General features: G+C 62.2%; 17 protein-coding genes and 4 pseudogenes. 10 read left to right on the top strand and 11 right to left on the bottom strand.

Annotated elements, in window-relative coordinates:
- The 3 genes and pseudogenes from ABWI03_RS33315 to ABWI03_RS33305 form a co-directional block, all read right to left on the bottom strand.
- Nucleotides 1-437 (bottom strand): transposase (locus ABWI03_RS33315; protein WP_353802435.1); only part of this gene is annotated, 437 nt, incomplete at its 3' end.
- A 385-nt stretch (nt 438-822) separates the two neighbouring features.
- The gene (locus tag ABWI03_RS33310; RefSeq protein WP_003943371.1) at nt 823-1398 is read right to left on the bottom strand and encodes a recombinase family protein; all 576 of its coding nucleotides are present in this window, start codon (nt 1396-1398) and stop codon (nt 823-825) included.
- 188 nt (nt 1399-1586) lie between these two features.
- Nucleotides 1587-1855 (bottom strand): annotated as a pseudogene (locus tag ABWI03_RS33305) (transposase); the annotation flags it as partial.
- A gap of 333 nt (nt 1856-2188) precedes the next feature.
- On the opposite strand from ABWI03_RS33305, the gene ABWI03_RS33300 reads away from it, so the two are divergent.
- Nucleotides 2189-2632: a hypothetical protein gene (locus ABWI03_RS33300; RefSeq protein ID WP_232508977.1), complete on the top strand. Its 444-nt coding sequence runs from the start codon at nt 2189-2191 to the stop codon at nt 2630-2632.
- On the opposite strand, the gene ABWI03_RS33295 is transcribed toward ABWI03_RS33300, so the two are convergent.
- Both ABWI03_RS33295 and ABWI03_RS33290 read right to left on the bottom strand, forming a co-directional pair.
- Nucleotides 2583-2906: a MerR family transcriptional regulator gene (locus ABWI03_RS33295; RefSeq protein ID WP_073513721.1), complete on the bottom strand. Its 324-nt coding sequence runs from the start codon at nt 2904-2906 to the stop codon at nt 2583-2585. The genes ABWI03_RS33300 and ABWI03_RS33295 overlap by 50 nt on opposite strands.
- A gap of 140 nt (nt 2907-3046) precedes the next feature.
- Nucleotides 3047-3358, bottom strand: coding sequence for a hypothetical protein (locus ABWI03_RS33290; protein ID WP_125053497.1), 312 nt, complete (start codon nt 3356-3358; stop codon nt 3047-3049).
- A 356-nt stretch (nt 3359-3714) separates the two neighbouring features.
- Here ABWI03_RS33290 and ABWI03_RS33285 point away from each other — a divergent pair, with 356 nt between their 5' ends.
- The 6 genes from ABWI03_RS33285 to ABWI03_RS33260 all read left to right on the top strand — a co-directional run bounded on the left by ABWI03_RS33285 (nt 3715) and on the right by ABWI03_RS33260 (nt 7141).
- Nucleotides 3715-3981 carry a hypothetical protein gene (locus ABWI03_RS33285; protein WP_037130799.1) on the top strand — a complete coding sequence of 89 codons (267 nt, stop codon included), beginning with the start codon at nt 3715-3717 and terminating at the stop codon, nt 3979-3981.
- A 102-nt stretch (nt 3982-4083) separates the two neighbouring features.
- Nucleotides 4084-4647 carry a hypothetical protein gene (locus ABWI03_RS33280; protein ID WP_003943350.1) on the top strand — a complete coding sequence of 188 codons (564 nt, stop codon included), beginning with the start codon at nt 4084-4086 and terminating at the stop codon, nt 4645-4647.
- A gap of 31 nt (nt 4648-4678) precedes the next feature.
- Complete coding sequence (locus ABWI03_RS33275) at nt 4679-5032, top strand: hypothetical protein (RefSeq protein WP_209923460.1); 354 nt, start codon at nt 4679-4681, stop codon at nt 5030-5032.
- A complete protein-coding gene (locus ABWI03_RS33270) occupies nt 5029-6579 on the top strand; it encodes a YhjD/YihY/BrkB family envelope integrity protein (RefSeq protein ID WP_064442830.1) in 1551 nt (516 codons plus the stop codon). The genes ABWI03_RS33275 and ABWI03_RS33270 overlap by 4 nt, the downstream gene beginning before the upstream one ends.
- Nucleotides 6576-6872, top strand: coding sequence for a DUF3618 domain-containing protein (locus ABWI03_RS33265; protein ID WP_080552793.1), 297 nt, complete (start codon nt 6576-6578; stop codon nt 6870-6872). The genes ABWI03_RS33270 and ABWI03_RS33265 overlap by 4 nt, the downstream gene beginning before the upstream one ends.
- Nucleotides 6869-7141 carry a DUF4235 domain-containing protein gene (locus ABWI03_RS33260; protein WP_003943358.1) on the top strand — a complete coding sequence of 91 codons (273 nt, stop codon included), beginning with the start codon at nt 6869-6871 and terminating at the stop codon, nt 7139-7141. Before ABWI03_RS33265 ends, ABWI03_RS33260 begins: the two co-directional genes overlap by 4 nt.
- Before the next feature lie 970 nt (nt 7142-8111).
- On the opposite strand, the pseudogene ABWI03_RS33255 reads toward ABWI03_RS33260, so the two are convergent.
- Nucleotides 8112-8570 (bottom strand): annotated as a pseudogene (locus ABWI03_RS33255) (IS6 family transposase); the annotation flags it as partial.
- Between the two features lie 2 nt (nt 8571-8572).
- Here ABWI03_RS33255 and ABWI03_RS33250 point away from each other — a divergent pair.
- Nucleotides 8573-9310 (top strand): annotated as a pseudogene (locus ABWI03_RS33250) (tyrosine-type recombinase/integrase); the annotation flags it as partial.
- The gene (locus ABWI03_RS33245; RefSeq protein ID WP_064445096.1) at nt 9307-9624 is read left to right on the top strand and encodes a helix-turn-helix domain-containing protein; all 318 of its coding nucleotides are present in this window, start codon (nt 9307-9309) and stop codon (nt 9622-9624) included. The pseudogene ABWI03_RS33250 and the gene ABWI03_RS33245, both read left to right, overlap by 4 nt.
- A gap of 16 nt (nt 9625-9640) precedes the next feature.
- Here ABWI03_RS33245 and ABWI03_RS33240 read toward each other — a convergent pair whose 3' ends face one another.
- Nucleotides 9641-9985, bottom strand: a complete 345-nt coding sequence (locus tag ABWI03_RS33240; RefSeq protein ID WP_073513720.1) for a hypothetical protein — start codon at nt 9983-9985, stop codon at nt 9641-9643.
- Nucleotides 9986-10108: 123 nt separating this feature from the next.
- Here ABWI03_RS33240 and ABWI03_RS33235 point away from each other — a divergent pair, with 123 nt between their 5' ends.
- The gene (locus ABWI03_RS33235) at nt 10109-11275 is read left to right on the top strand and encodes a tyrosine-type recombinase/integrase (protein ID WP_003943392.1); all 1167 of its coding nucleotides are present in this window, start codon (nt 10109-10111) and stop codon (nt 11273-11275) included.
- Between the two features lie 16 nt (nt 11276-11291).
- Here ABWI03_RS33235 and istB read toward each other — a convergent pair.
- From istB to ABWI03_RS33215, 4 genes and pseudogenes are all read right to left on the bottom strand, one after another.
- A pseudogene (istB, locus tag ABWI03_RS33230) lies at nt 11292-11993 on the bottom strand (IS21-like element helper ATPase IstB); the annotation flags it as partial.
- 14 nt (nt 11994-12007) lie between these two features.
- On the bottom strand, nt 12008-13684 hold the full coding sequence (istA, locus tag ABWI03_RS33225) for an IS21 family transposase (protein ID WP_209923458.1): 1677 nt from the start codon (nt 13682-13684) through the stop codon (nt 12008-12010).
- Between the two features lie 197 nt (nt 13685-13881).
- On the bottom strand, nt 13882-14238 hold the full coding sequence (locus ABWI03_RS33220) for a type II toxin-antitoxin system PemK/MazF family toxin (protein WP_003943396.1): 357 nt from the start codon (nt 14236-14238) through the stop codon (nt 13882-13884).
- On the bottom strand, nt 14235-14447 hold the full coding sequence (locus ABWI03_RS33215; RefSeq protein WP_003943374.1) for a ribbon-helix-helix domain-containing protein: 213 nt from the start codon (nt 14445-14447) through the stop codon (nt 14235-14237). The genes ABWI03_RS33220 and ABWI03_RS33215 overlap by 4 nt, the downstream gene beginning before the upstream one ends.
- Nucleotides 14448-15341 lie beyond the last annotated feature (894 nt).

The following is a 15341-nucleotide window of genomic DNA, read 5'->3' as shown; positions in this document are numbered from 1 at the left end:
ATTTCAGCGAAATGCGAACTGATTTCACCAGTCGTTAATCCTTTGGCGTACAACGACAACACGATCTCATCGACCCCGTTCAATCGACGTTGGCGTTTCTTGACGATCTGCGGCTCGAACGTCCCTTCCCGATCACGAGGGACCTCGATCGGGACATGCCCACTGGCCTCGGTCAACACCGTTTTCGACCGAGTCCCGTTGCGAATATTCGTAGACTCCCGATCGGCCGGAGCTTGGTTCTTGTCGTGCCCGAGGTGCTCGGTCATCTCCTCGTTCAGTGCGGTTTCCAGAACGGTTTTGGTGAACTGCTTGAGCAAACCGTCCGGCCCGGTCAGCGACAGGCCCTGCTCCTTGGCCAGGCGCACCAACTCCGCGGCCGCCGCAGCTTCCGCGGAGGGCTCGGCCCTCTTCTTCGTCACATTCTCCAGTGTCGTCATCTCGGCACCTCCTCGCCGAGCATTCACTCAGCGTCTCGGGCCAAAACACCGATTACGAAACAGTCCCCGGACGCAGGCCTCGCAGTCCTGGTGGGCTGTACACTTCTCGCTGCGGCTGCGCTGTTGGGGTATACGTGGTGGTCGTGGAACTCTTCCGCACCACGGCGGGCAGAAGACATGGCTGATGATTATGTGTTGACCCACGGGGGTTTCCGAGCCAATTCTGTTGTATTTGAGCGCTCTCGCCGCCGATCCCACGGCCAAAGGAACGGCGGCGCATCGGGACCCTGCCGATGGGTTGGCTCGAATGGAGGGAAAGGCTGCGGACACAGGGCGGTACCGCGTCGGTTTTGACGGTTCGGCTCGTGCTTGGTTCGTGTGAGGATTACTGCTGCCCGCCGGCCTTCTCGGGTGCGAGGGCACGACTGACGGAGGATCTGCCGACACGGAGTGTCGAAGCTATCGTGTCGAGGCTTTTGCCCTGTTCACGCATCGTGCGGGCGAGTTCGGTGCGTTCGGGGGTCATGACGGTGGGCCGGCCGCCGTGTCGACCTTGGCGTCGAGCGGCTTCGAGGCCGGCGTGGGTGCGTTCGACGATCATGCGGCGTTCCATTTGGGCGAGGGCTGCCATGATGTGGAATAAGAATTCGCCGCCTGCGGTGGTTGTGTCGAATCCTTCGGTGAGGGAACGGAATGCGATACCACGTTCGCCGAGGTTGTGGACTGTGTCGATGACGTGGCGGACGGATCGTCCGAGGCGATCAAGTTTCCAGACGACAAGGACATCACCGTCGTGATCGCGTAGGTAGTTCAGGCATTCGGTGAGCTGGGGGCGCTGCGTTGTCGAGCCGGATTCGTAGTCGGTGAAGATGCGGATCGCGCCGGCTTGGCGGAGTGCGTGCTGCTGCAGCTCGGGGTTTTGTTCGAGGGTGGAGACGCGGGCGTATCCGATGATGCTCACAGTCTCGGTCCTTCTGGTCTGCTGCTGTGTTGTGGGATGGTGCGGCTGTTCATGAGTTGGTGGTCGACCTCGGGGCTCCAGTGGGTATGGAACTTGGTGGTGTCGAGGTCAGCAAGTTCGCGCTCCGGAGCGACTGGTGTGGGAGTTGGCCGAACCTGGGTCGACTGTGACTCGTGTTGTGATGCTTCGTCCGGTAGGCCTTTGAGCCCGTCGCAGACCAGGAAGAATACGTCCCGGGTGCCGCGATGTCGGATGTCTGTCAGCACGCTCATCGAAGAAATTGGCGCCCTCACCGCCGGGGCCGGCCCACAATCCGAGCACGTCGCGGTGTCCGTCGAGGCTAACGCCGATCGCGGCATAGATCGGCCGGTTTGCGACCTGACCGCCGGCGGACTTTGACGACGATCGCATCGACGAAAATCGCAGCGTATACCTCGTCGAGCGGTCGGGCAGCCCAGTCCTGTATCTATCTTCGAGCTGAACCACATACTTCGAGAACAGCGGACACTGTCCCCAGCGCCGCGGTCTATGACATCAACTACCCGTGCAGGCCACATTCAAACAGACGGCCAAGCGATGTGGTGCTGAAGAACGATCACGGCAATGCCCGCGAGAGCAGTCGTCGTTGCCAATCCGAGATAAGATCAGGAACAGTCCTGAGTCGACAGCGGCGCCAGGCCTGCCATGAGCCATGCAAGCAGCATCGGCCCCGAACAGATAGGCCTGCCATGAGCCATGCAAGCAGCATCGGCCCCGAACAGATAGGCCGACCAAGACCATGCCCCTGACAGTGAAGTACTCGCAAACCTACGGCGACGCATTGACCGCATTGGCTGCCGTAACCCAACGTCCGGTGAACGTCGTCAACCTCGCCGGGATGTACGCCATCCGCGTCGAGCTGGAATACAACCGCTACGTCGTCGCCACCAACACCCCGCACGGACTCTCGGATGACCCCGAGATCGAAGGCTCCTGGCTGGTGCGAATTTTTCAAACCAACGCCGACGACGCACTGGACGAACTACTCACCGCAGCCACCCAAGTCTGGCTCATCGACGCCTTCGATTCTGCTCTCGAACAACTCGAAGCGGACGGCAACAAGATCCTCGCGGACGCAGACTTCGGCGACATCAGTCGCTCCGAAGGAGCAATCGTCTCTCCTACCGGCGAGGGGCTCGGCCTCGTCACTCTCGGCGAAGACGGCGCTCACGCTGAAGCGGTCCCGCCCCACTGAACTGACCGAGACGCGCCTCAAGCAGTGCATTCTGGGCTTCGAGGGAGAGAATCAACCGAACCCCCACCACGTTGACCCCCTCGTCGATCAGTGCGGTGATTCGGTCCAACGTGTTCAGATCCACGTCGCTGTACCGGCGCGTCCCCCCTGCAGTGCGAGTGGGGGCCAAAAGACCGCGCCGCTCGTACAGTCGTAGCGTTTGAGGGCCCACTCCAGAAAGCTCCGACATCCCCGAAATCCCATAGACCCCTTGCTGTGAACGCTTGTTCGTCATCGCCACACCTGAGCGAATTCGGCCGACATCATCACGACTCCCTAACTGCATACGCACAAAAATTTAATCTGACCTCCACGATACATATTTTCTTCATTCGCGGAATAAAGTCCGGTAGAGACGTCGGGAGCACGGGGAACTCAGGTAGGCGATATACAGCCCCACGCGCGATCGAAACGGGCGCTGATCAACCGGACGAGATCATCATCGCTGATTGCCGAGTCGCCGAAGGCGATCGAATCCATCGGCATGCCGGCAATAACCGCGTTTCCCACAAGGCCGGTCATCGAACCATCACCACCGAACGCGACGGCGCAACCCGCCGCAACCACCTGCTCGATCACCCACCCACGATCGGACCCGGAGCCGCCGCGATAGCGAAGAAAACCGGATCCCTCATCCCATATCGATACGAACCACTCCACAACTTGCCCCTCCATATCGGCGCGCATAGACGTCCAATCCTTAGACACCAAAGGCGGGTTCTGCCAGCTTCTGCCCCTTCCACTCTGCTTCAATGCCCGCGATCTTCAGAAGACCTCCACACCTCTGGGCCCGCATAGATGGAAGCCCGAACGTGTACTCAGCGGTTATGTGCTCAACACGGATGAGAAAGAAGGGAGCCCTCGGCCGTTGACGGAGAACGAAATCTCCGCAGATCAGGAAACTACGCAACAACCAATGACGCAGCCCCTTTCAATCGGTGGACAGCTCGGCAGCTGTTCATAATCTGTATCCGATGGTATAGATTTTAGAGTGTTGTTGACGTAGGTACGAAGAAAGCACTCACAGAGTCGGGAGCCCGATAATGACGATCGCCGTCTCACCAACTCGGCACAGCGAGATCAGCTTCACCTGCGCGAGCTGGGGTGCAGCGGATGTCGGGCGGCGTATCGCTTCGATGCTTCGAGGCATCCCGCGTGGGCCTTTCATCGATGTCGCGTTGGTGGTCATGGCAGCTGTTGTCCTGGGCCTCACGGTGGGGTGGCTGCTTACCAACGTCGCCGCAGGCTTGGCAATTACGCTCGGCACCGCGGTAGCTTTCCGCTTCGTTCTAGGCACGCTCACTACGTGAGAGACCACAGTTCGCTGCCGCAACTCACCTCGCGACATCGAGCGGCTTCGAAGTCGGCGACATCCCCCGACGCCACCGTCCATCCCAGTCCAGGAGGAACTTATGCCATCACGTAATACCGTCATTCGCAGTCTGCACGACCTCGGAGCAGCAGCATGGTTCGGCGGCTCGCTGATGGGGGCAGTCGGTCTTAACGGCGCCGCCGATGCGGTTCGTGACCCCCAGGACCGCGCACGGGTCGCCTCGTTGGGATGGGCGAAATGGGCTCCGGTCAACGCGGCCGCTATCGGTGCTCACCTCGTCGGCGGCGGGGCACTGCTGTATGCGAACAGGGACCGAGCGCAACACCAGGGCGGGGTCAAAGCGAACACGATCACCAAGATCGTTGTCACGGGCGCTGCCCTTGCGGCGACCGCATACAGCGGTGTCCTCGGAGCCAAGATCGCCACAGCAGACGGCGAATACGTCGAGGGTGCTACCGAACCGGCGCCCTCGACCCCCGACGAGGTCACCGCCGCTCAGCGGCAACTGCAGTATGTGCAGTGGGCTCTGCCGGCTCTGACCGGGGCCATCGTCGTTCTGGGAGCGCAGCAGGGCGAGCAGCAACGCCCCGCACAAATTCTCACCGGGCTCGGTTCCACTCTGGCCCGTCGTGTCCGCAAGTGAACCCGCACTGTTTCCCGAACAGACACGATTGATGATGCAAAACAGTGACAGTTCGACGATTACGGTGGAGGACGCTCGACTGCTGCGCGGAGGGCAGGTAATCGGAGTTGACGGCGATGTTATCGGTGTGATCGGGTCGTTGCTTCTCGATCCGATCACAGCGTCACCGCATTGGGTGACTGTGGACTTCGATGACGCTGGGTATGCCTTGGTTCCCCTGACTGGTGCTTATCGTGACGGGCAAAGCCTGCGAGTGCCGTTCACCGGCGCCCAGGTCAGCGGTGCACCGGAGCGGGGACATGTCGATGCTCTAACTCCTGATGACGAACAGGTTTTGCGCAACTACTACGTACAAGTTCGAGCGAGAGGAACTGATCAGAGATGACCGGCGCTGACACCGCTCCGGTCGAGGCGGACCCGGACGACCCTCGCAAACCGCAGTCGCCGACCGAGCTGACGAAATCGTCGTGGCTCTACGTACTGCGCTCGACCGCTCGCCAGTTCTCGCGTGATCAGTGCACTGACCTCGCGGCTGCGTTGACGTATTACGCTGTGCTGTCGCTGTTTCCGGCGATCCTGGCAGTGGTTTCCCTTCTCGGAGTATTCGGCCAAGGTCAGTCGACCGTGGATGCGGTTTTGCAAATTGTCGGCGCCCTCGGTCCATCCTCGGCAGTGGATACCCTGAGGGGACCGATTCAGCAGCTCGTGCAAGCCCCGGCGGCTGGGTTCGCCCTCATCGCCGGTATCGCGGGCGCGCTATGGTCCGCTTCCGGGTATGTCGGAGCGTTCGGGCGTGCGATGAACCGCATGTACGAGGTCGACGAAGGCCGTCCAGTGTGGAAACTTCGGCCGGTGATGCTGCTGGTGACTATCGTCGCGTTGACGTTGATCGGTTGCGCTGCAGCGATGTTGGCGATCAGTGGGCCCGTTGCACGAGCGATCGGCGATGTGATCGGGGCGGGAGACACCGCCTTGACTGTCTGGAATATCGCTCGCTGGCCGGTGGTGCTGGTGTTCGTCGTTCTCGCCGTTGCGATTCTGTATTACGCCACTCCGAACATCCAGCAACCGAAGTTTCGGTGGATCAGCGGCGGCGCCGCCCTGGCCATTGTGGTGTGGATCCTCGCATCGGTCGGTTTCGGGTTTTACGTCGCCAACTTCAGCAGCTACAACAAGACCTACGGCTCCCTCGCCGGCGCGATCGTGTTCCTGCTGTGGTTGTGGATCACCAACCTTGCACTGCTGTTCGGCGCAGAACTCGATTCCGAACTCGAACGCGGACGACAACTTCAAGCCGGGATCGCCGCCGAAGAACAACTCCAACTCCCGCCCAGAGACACTCGCGTCTCGGACAAGAACGCCCAGAAAGACGCCGACGAGGTCGAACGTGGGCGAGAGTTGCGTCAGGCGCACATCTCCGACCACGGTAGCGAAAAGTCCAGGGCTGCTAGTTCTGCCGACCCGTACCCACCGAAACCGGGAGGAACACCGATGAGTGATCCCACACGCGACCACGCTGAGCGCACCCCTACGCCGAACTCCCCCCAAGCGGCGGACTTGTCGACCGTTCAACTCGTCGAGCGACTCACCGAGCAAGTGTCGACACTGGTGCGCACTGAAATCGCCGCCGGACTGGACGAAGTCAAAAACAAAGGCACCCGACTCGGGATCGGGATCGGCATCTCCGGAGCGGGAGCCGTCTTGGCGTTGTTCGGACTCGCAACTCTGATCGCCGCAGCAGTACTCGGACTCGCCACCGTCGTTGCCCCCTGGCTCGCAGCGCTGATCGTCGGCGTTACTGTTCTGATGATCGGCGGAGCGGTGGCCGCGGTGGGCGCAACCCGATCCAAGAAGGCACTACCACCAGTTCCGCAGGACACCGCGGCCAGCGTCAGCGAAGACATCTCCACCATCAAGAAGGGCATCCGATGACCGACAGTCATGACAACCCGTCCGAGAGCATTCCACCTGGGGCGACCGCGTCGACTGACCCGGAGCGGAGCGTGGAAGAACAGCGCGCCGATCTCGCGGACACCGTCGCCGCGCTCGCCGCCAAAGCGGATGTACCCGCGCGGGTGCAGGACAGTGCGAATGCACAGCTGCACGAAGCGAAAGCCTTTGCCAAAGAAAACCCGCAAATCCTCACCGCAGTCTCGCTCGGCATCGCCCTCGTCGCGTTGATCATCTTCCGCCGCAAGCGGTCTCACAGAAGGAGTGATCGATGAGCGCGGTCGTGAAAGCAATCTACAAACCGCTCTCCCTGGCGACGAGCGTGCTCGGCGGTATCGCCGCCGGCGTGGTGTTCAAACAGATTTGGAAGCGCGTCGACGACAACGACGCGGCCGCACCGAACCCGAAAGATCTCCACCGTAGTGTCCGAGAAGTATTGATTGCCGCAGTCATTCAAGGGGCATTCTTCGGCCTGGTCAAGGCAGCAGTGGACCGAGCCGGTGCCACCGGTTATCGTGCCTTGACTCACGAAGATCCGGTGTAGACGTTCTCGGTCACCGAGGTTGCCGAAATAAGTGGGTTGACTCTCGGCATCGAAAGATGCGCGGTCGGCGACGATGCCGCGGCTCGGCCTGGTCGATGGAACCAGTCGTGAGGACCGGCTCGCGTGAAGATACGACGCGCCGCACGGCCGGGGGACGCGGACGAACCGACCATCTTGGTGCAGGTGGGCAGACCAACGTTATTACCCGGGCAATAACCGATGTGCACCCTTCTCCGACGCCTTCGGCGTGGAGTACAGGACTGACGAGTCGCTGCGACAACGACAACGACGTCAACCCTCAGGCGTGATCCGGGCACCGCAACTCAGACGGTACGGTCCATCCGCTCGCTGTGAGCCACCGGCGCACCGGGTCCGGAAAACCATCACCACTGTGGGCGGCCTGGGCGAGATCGCCGGCGAGGATTCGGCCCGTCGCCGCACACCGCGCACGCGACATCGAAGGCCGGCGGCGGTTCGCACTGGTCGCAATGAGATCGGGCGATGACCGAACCAAGAAGGTCCGCGCGTTGGTGGGCGTCTTCGGCTCTGGTGCTCGGCTCGTAGCCGCAGAGGCAGATCCGCGGCGACAGCATCGCCACAACAGGGACCGCAGCCCACCATGTTCACCGGTACAGCCGACGAACTCGCAGCCCGGGTGCGTGTGTTGAGGTGCCCGTACACGGTGGTACGGGGAACGTTCATCGAACTGTGAGCGTGAGGCCTTCGCACTCGCGTGGTCGGTATGATTGTTTTCGGCGTCGAGCCCGGCTCGCAGCAACGCGTCGACCTGGTATGTCGACGGCCGTCGTAAGCTCCCCACTGGCGGCCATTTATGGCGCATTTTGTGGCCATGGTTTCTCCCCGCGTACGGCCAGATAGTTCCCCGGGCACTGTCACGTTAATCGAAAAGTGAAGCGGCGAAGGATGTTTGGGGCATTCTGTTACAGGGCACTGCTGGGGCAGTTCACTTTCAGGCGGCGACACCGGCCGCGGTGACTTCCTGCCAGACCGCGAAACGGTCGGCCATCTCGGCACGCCATTCGGGCGCGGTCAGTCGATACCGACCGGGCCGGAAATGCGGTGAGATCGAACTAAACGCGGACAGGAAACGTTGCGCGTGCCGGGCCGATGCGAACCGTTTCATCGCATGTTCCCGCTGTCTGGTGGGTTGATGCGAGTTCTCGGCCCGATTGTTCAAATACTTGGATCGGCGATGCTCGACCGAGGCCAGCATCTCGCGGTGAGCGACGCTGTAGCTGGTCAGCTTGTCGGTAACGATCACCCGCGGCACATACTGCAAGCCCTTGAGCAGCTTACGGAAGAATCGCTTGGCGGCGTTGCCGTTTCGGCGCGACTGGACCAGCACATCGAGCACGTTCCCGTGCTGGTCGACCGCCCGCCACAAGTAATGCAGTGTGCCGTTGATTTTTGGCAGCCGAGATCGAGGCCGTGTTCGGGGTGAAGCTGGTCTGTCCGGTGGATGAGTTCAACGCCTCCCGCCATGTCGGCGACGATTCGCCGGCGCTGGTGCCGCCTCCGACTCCGGAGCGCGTGCGGGAGTTCTTCGAGTTCATGAAGGCGCGCATCATCACCGCCCGAAAATATGGGCCGGCAGCTCGGGACTACGCGCTGTTCCGGACGCTCTATCATGCCGGACTGCGCTCGGAAGAGGCTGCGCTGCTCGACCTTCCGGATGTGCATTTCGATCGTGGTCCGTTCGGCAAACTTCATGTCCGCTTCGGTAAGGGCGCCAGGATGTCCGGTCCTCGGCCGCGATGGGTTCCGATGCTCGACGGTCTGGACCTGGTGCTGCGCTGGTTCCTGACCGACGTGCGGCCCAAGTTCCCGGACTCGCCGGTGTTGTTCGCCGACGAGTCCGGCGGGCCGCTGCATCGTGGAACGATCCGCAACCGGCTGCGATATCTGATGGAGCTCGAAGGGCGCCCGCGTTCGGAGCGGTTCAGCCCGCATGCGCTGCGACGTGCGTGCGCGACCCACAACTATGAGCGTGGCGTGGATCTGGTTGCGATCCAACAGCTTCTGGGTCACTGGACCGTCGGATCGACGATGCGGTATGTCCGGCCATCGGCGACCTTCATCGAGGACGCGTATCGGCGCGCGGTGACCACCACCCTGGCCGAGCTCAGCGGAGAGGACGAGCGAGCGTGAGGATCAAGTGGCGACTGCGGATGGCCGCGGCCCAACGCGAAGTGTGGACCGGGACCGAGCTGCGCAGGCTGCTGGCAGACAAAGCCGGGCTGGAGATGTCGGCGGCGTCGGTGTCGGCGCTGTTCACCAAGGAACCCACCCAGATCAAGATGACGACGCTGATCGCGTTGTGCACTGCCTTGCAATGCACTCCGGACGACTTGTTCGAGATCGACGCCACTCCCGTCGAGCGTCCTGCCGATCCGCCAATTCGACCGGCGCCGACGCAGCGCCAAGCCGTCAACGCCCGCGGCCGCTCGCTTCCGCCGATGTGACGCTTCGACCTGGAAGTCATTGCAGAACATGGGTAAACGCCAGCGTGACTGTGCCGAGTGCGGCGGACCGGTGGGCATCATCGGCCGCGACCTGTGCTGCCGGTGCACCGCCCGCGCCAAGGACGCGGCCGCCAAGCAGCCGTGCCCTGACTGCAGCCGCAGTAGGGTGCTGGTCGTCGAGACAGGTCGTTGCGTGATTTGTTCCCGCCGGTGCGCGCAGTGCGGTCACAAGGTCCGCTTCGCGGAGGCCGTGTTGTGCCGGGGCTGCCAACGCAAAGCCGACCTGCAAGCTCGGCAACAGGACTGTCCGCGGTGCGGCAAACCCGGGTATCTGCGCGTGGACACCGGCTGGTGCGGTCACTGTTCGAGGCCGCGCCCTTCGAAGAAGCCCCCGCGCGTCTGCGTCGCCTGTGGCGTGTTGCGTCGCCATGCTTGCCGCGGCATGTGCTCGCGATGCTGGCAGCGCCATCCGGATCGGCCGCATGTGGCCGGCGAACATCTCCTAGCACGTCTTGCCGACCCGCCGGATTGGCTGCCCGGCCTGATCACCTGTCTCGCCGACGGCTATTCGCCAGGCCGTGCGTGTGTGGCGGTCACCGAGCTGGGGCGACTGCTCGACGACGAGCACTCCAATCATCCGCCGTCCCTGCTCGACAGGGCACGCCGCTCAGGCCGTTCCATGGGTCCGCTGGCCAGATCGATGCAAGATTTCTTCACCGAACACGGGCTGGCGATGCCGACCGACCACAACGAGCGACTCGCCGCCGGCCGCCGGCAACGGCGGATCGAAGCGGCCCCTGAACCGCTGCGACCGGCAATCGCAGGATTCGCCGAGTTCATGCTTACCGCCAAGGCCCGTGCTCGCCGGGCCGGAACACTGCCCCGCAGCGATTCGACCATAGAGGCCGCACTGGCGGCCGTTCGAGATTTCGCTTCGTTCTTGAACAGTGAACGCGGGAAACAAGATTGGGCGACCGTCGAGCTCGGCGACGTCGAGGCGTTCCTAGTTTCCCTGCCGAAGTCGCGCCAGCGAAGACTCACCGTGCTGCGCCAGTTTTTCCGATTCGCGCGCAGTCACCGTCTGGTCCTTGTCGATCCGACGAAGAGCCTGGACAGGAAAGAGGCCAAGGGTTTTCGTGGCCGGACGCTCACTCTCGAGCAACAACGCCGGTTGTTCCAGCGGTGGACCACCGACCTGCTGGTGCATCCGCATGAATCCCTGGTCGGCATCCTCGCCTTGCTGCATGGCGCTTCCAGTCGCGAAGTCCGGCTGCTGACCTGCGACGATGTCGATCCGCTTCGACAGACCGTCAGGCTTGGCGAGCGACCGCATCCGGTCCCGATGGACCCGGCGAGCTGGACGATCGTGCAGCGCTGTTTGGCCCAGCGCGCCTCCTGGCGCACCGCCAATCCGCACGTCATCGTCACCAAAGGGACCAAGGCCGGACGGTCACCCGCATCGGTCGCCTATCTGAGTCATGTGCTCGACGATTGCGGGTTCGGCCCGCGGATGATCCGCTGCACTCGCCTTATCGATCTGGTCAACACCATGGATCCGAAGCTCGTCGCCGCGGCATTCGGCATGACCGCCGAGGCCGCCATGATCTACCTGGCAGACTTCGTCGACCCCACCCGACTGCCGAACCCGTGAAACTTCGGCGCGACTACGCACAGATTCGCGCGAACATGTGCGCTTTGGAGAACGACTCGTTCGACGCGATCGCGACGGAATTTTTCTCCTCCCGTTCGGTCAAAACCTGGAAGAGCAGCTCAGCGCCTCGCTTGTCGAGTTCCATGTAACCGAGCTCGTCCAGCAAAAGTAGATCCACTCGCCCGTAACGGGCGATCGTGCGAGCGAGTTGTTTCTCGTCGGCGGCTTCGACGAGCTCGTTGACCAACCGGGTCGCGAGGACGTATTTGACGCGGTAACCGTGCTCGGCGGCCGCAGCCCCGAGCCCGATGAGGAGATGCGATTTCCCGGTTCCGGAGTCCCCGATCAAACACAGGGGTTGGCCTTTGCGGATCCAGTCGCCGGTGGCGAGGGTTCCAATGGTCGCGGGATTGATATTGGGGTTGGCATCGAAATCGAAGTCTGCCAACCACTTTTCGCGAGGAAACCCCGCTCCCTTGATTCGCCGCACCACACTTCTGCGGTCACGGTCGTCGCATTCGGAAAGCAGCAACTCCGCCAGAAATCCGTAGTACGAAAGCTGGTCCTTGCGGGCGGCAGTGGCGGCGTCCTCGACGACGGCACGGATGGTGGGAAGTCGTAGTCGGCGGCACGCTTGATCGACCGCGGCGGTGGCGGCCTCCTCGGTCAAACCTCGGCGGCGCAACGTGGTGGAAACCGTGACGGATTGACGAACCATTCTCGGGCCTTCTTTCACTCGGCTCGGGCAGCGGGCTGGGCGGGATTGCGGCGTTCAGGTAGTCGCAGGAGTTGGTCGTAGTGATCGACCGTCGGCGCAGGCCGAGAATCGGCCGGCAGACCAGCGATGACCGCTGCCGGATCGGCGAGACGACGTTGGGTCAAGCTGACAACGCGTTGCTCCCGGCCGCTGCGACGAGCAACGAGATGACGGCCTGAATCAGACCCAGCCGCATCGACCTCCAATGATGCGTGGCGGCGGGCTTCGACCGCGACGACATCAGCGGTGACTGCGCCGACGGTCAGAGCTTCTTCAATGCCGGCGATCACGTCATCGCTATCGATGGTGCGGTGCAGGAGCAGGACATCGATGAGTTGGCGGGTTCCGCCGGCATCACCGTCAGTTTTTCTGGCCGCGGCCCAGAATGCGTCATGACTCGAGGTAAATGTTCCGTTCCTGCGGGCAGCGGCCAAAGCGCTCGCCCCTGGCAGGGCGCCGGGTTTGGTGCGCAACACTTCGAGGTAGTGGTCGAGATCGAGGCTCTGACCGCCCCGGGCGATGACCCGTTGATGGCGAGCGATCACCGCCCGGCCGTCGAAGACCACCACTTCCGACGCCCGCAACGAGACTCGCACTTGTCTGCCGATGAAACGTGCTGGGACAGAGTATTTCGCCATTCGCACCGTGATCAACGCTGACCGATCGACTCGTGGTTCCAGCGACAATCCCGGGTCGAAGCCCTCGCTTGGAACAGGTAGCAGGAGCGGTGCTTCGACGGCGAAATCCTGCCCGACAGTGCGTATCCGGTCATTGATTCGGCGGCCGTTATCTGCCGTGTCCCAAGCGCGGATCTTCTCGTTGAGCTCATCGAGTGAGTTGACAACGGGCATCGGGGACAACCTGTTTCGGCGGAACCGGCCCACCTCGCCCTCCACGCCGCCCTTCTCGTGCGCCCCCGAGATACCAGGCTGGCAGTAAAACGGGTCGAACCCGAAGTGCGAGCGGAACAGTACCCATCGCTGGTTCTCCACCCGCGCTCGGGAGGAGCCGTAGATCACTTTCTGCACAGCACTGGTCAAATTGTCGTAGCGGATGTGACGGGTGGGGACACCGCCGATTTCCTCGAACGCGGCGATATGGCCTTCGAGGAACGCTTCCTGCCCTTGCGTCGAGTACACGCGGTGCACAGCTTTTCCCGAGTGTGAGAGGCGGAAGGCGAACATATGGCATTTGGTTTTCACCCCGGCCAAGATCACCCACACTTCACCGAAATCGACTTCCGCCTCGGCTCCGGGAGCATGTTCCTGCGGGACGAACACTTCGATGCGACGTCCGGCTTCGACGTCGATCTGTGCTCGCCGAACCCGCACGTAGTCACGCACCGTCGAATACGAAAGGTGCTGCGCTCCATGTTCGTCGGCCAGTCTGGCGAGGATTCGGCGGGCCGTGTGGCGTTGTTTTCGTGGTGCGTCGATATCGGCGGTGAGCATGGCGTCGATCGCGGCTTTGAACGGATCGAGCTTCGGTGAACAACGCACCGGAACTTTTCTCGGCGGCGGCTCCGCCTGCGCCAACGCCATCCGCACCGTTGCCCGGCCAACCTGGTGGCGGCGGGCCAACTGCCGGATCGAACACCCCTCGACCCGGGCATCACGTCGAATACGAGCGAACAACTCCATTCGAGTCTCCATCACTGCCCTCCAGCAGTTGCTGGCATCCGAACAAGCCAGATGCCACAACACTGAGGTGGGCTCAGCTCAAACCGTCACTACCGGTCCGGCGAGTCGCAGATGGGCCTGGGTCTAGCCGTCACGGTGGTCTCGACTCAAGCTGTCATAAACACGCACCCCGACGATCGAGGCGATCACCCGGCCCCAACAGCACCAAGTTACTGCAGATCGAGGTGCAGCCGCAGCGCGTCCTCGAGTGCGGCGAAAGTCTCCATCCCGACCTTGCCGACAGGTTCAGGATCCAGACGCCGAACCGATACCGAACGCACTTGCTCCGCTTGCGCTTTCGACGCTCGCGCCAAACCTGACTCGTCGGACTCGACAATCACCTGAAACGGAAACACGTGCGCGGTATTGGTAGTCAACGGAACCACGGTGATCACGCCCCTGCCGAGATTTTCTGCAGTAGCGTTGGCCCGGTCGTTGCTCACCACCACCGCCGGTCGTCGTTTCGCCGCTTCACTGCCCTGCGCCGGATCGAGATCCACCCAGTGAATGTGCGCGCGGCGAATCATTCGGTGTCTGCCGTGACAGCGTCCCACACTTCATCTACGTCACCTTCAGCAAACGCTGCAGCGTAGTCACGTTCGAGTCCGGACGTCGAGAGTAGGCGGAGTGCGGCTCGAATTCCTGCCGACCGGCCACGAAGTCCGTGATCACGCACATACTCGTCGAGTAGGTGCGCATCCTCGTCAGGCAGACTTATGGTAAATTTCGTGGTCATACTTTAAGCGTACCAAAGTATGATCTGGTGGTCACCGTGAAACGGCTACACCGCTCACCAGTAAGAAAGAGCCCATTACCACCCCGACGCGTCTCCGAACCTCATAGCCACCCGGAGATGCCGTCCTGATTTGATGTACCTTCACGGTCAACAATCCTGCGATCTGGACGAGCACCGTCAACATCATTCAGGAGTGGTGACCCAGGACCAGATCGCGGACGTTTCGGGGACAGCGACCCGCGACTGCGCTAGCGAGGTGGCAGAAGTTGGTCCAGAAGAACCTTGGCACCGGTAAGCGACAACGCTCGATTAGCCCGACGCAACTCACGTAACGCGACCAAAGGTTGCTCCGAAGCAGAAATTCCCTCCGACTCCAGTACGTCTACAGCCCAACGCGTTCCGGCTTGGACCGCTTCATGCTCGGTCCCGCCGAACACGTCGGCCAGATTCTTCCTGCCGCCCACAGGACGGCGCGCCGCGACAGCAACACCCACCACTAAAGCCAGTGCGTATAGAGCGCGATCACACCATGAAGGCCACCGCCGATCTACCGGGAGCGCCCGACGCAAACTCCGCTCTTGCAGGGCTCGGCACTGAACAAGTCTCAGCCAACCGACGGCACTTCGGTGATGGCGTCGGCGGTCACGAGCATGTCGATCTCGACGCTGTTGGTTCCCTCGCCATCGGTGACGCGCACAGTTACCCCTGCCAGAGCCATTGGTCGTCGTGCATTTCCGCCCAGAATTTCAATTCAGATAGCGACTTCCATCGAAACTGGTTGTTACACAGTCACTTAAGAGGCTCTTCGCGCTTGAGCGGGGTGCCCGGTAGTTGATGGGGCTCGTGGCCCCGACATGCTGTTGGTCTCTCACAACGCGACAACAGCGAGGCCAC

This window comes from Rhodococcus baikonurensis (assembly GCF_040489275.1).
In the GTDB taxonomy this organism is placed as follows: Bacteria; Actinomycetota; Actinomycetes; order Mycobacteriales; family Mycobacteriaceae; genus Rhodococcus_F; species Rhodococcus_F baikonurensis.
Note: the sequence above shows the minus strand (reverse complement) of the source record. Positions and strands in the feature narration are given on the sequence as shown.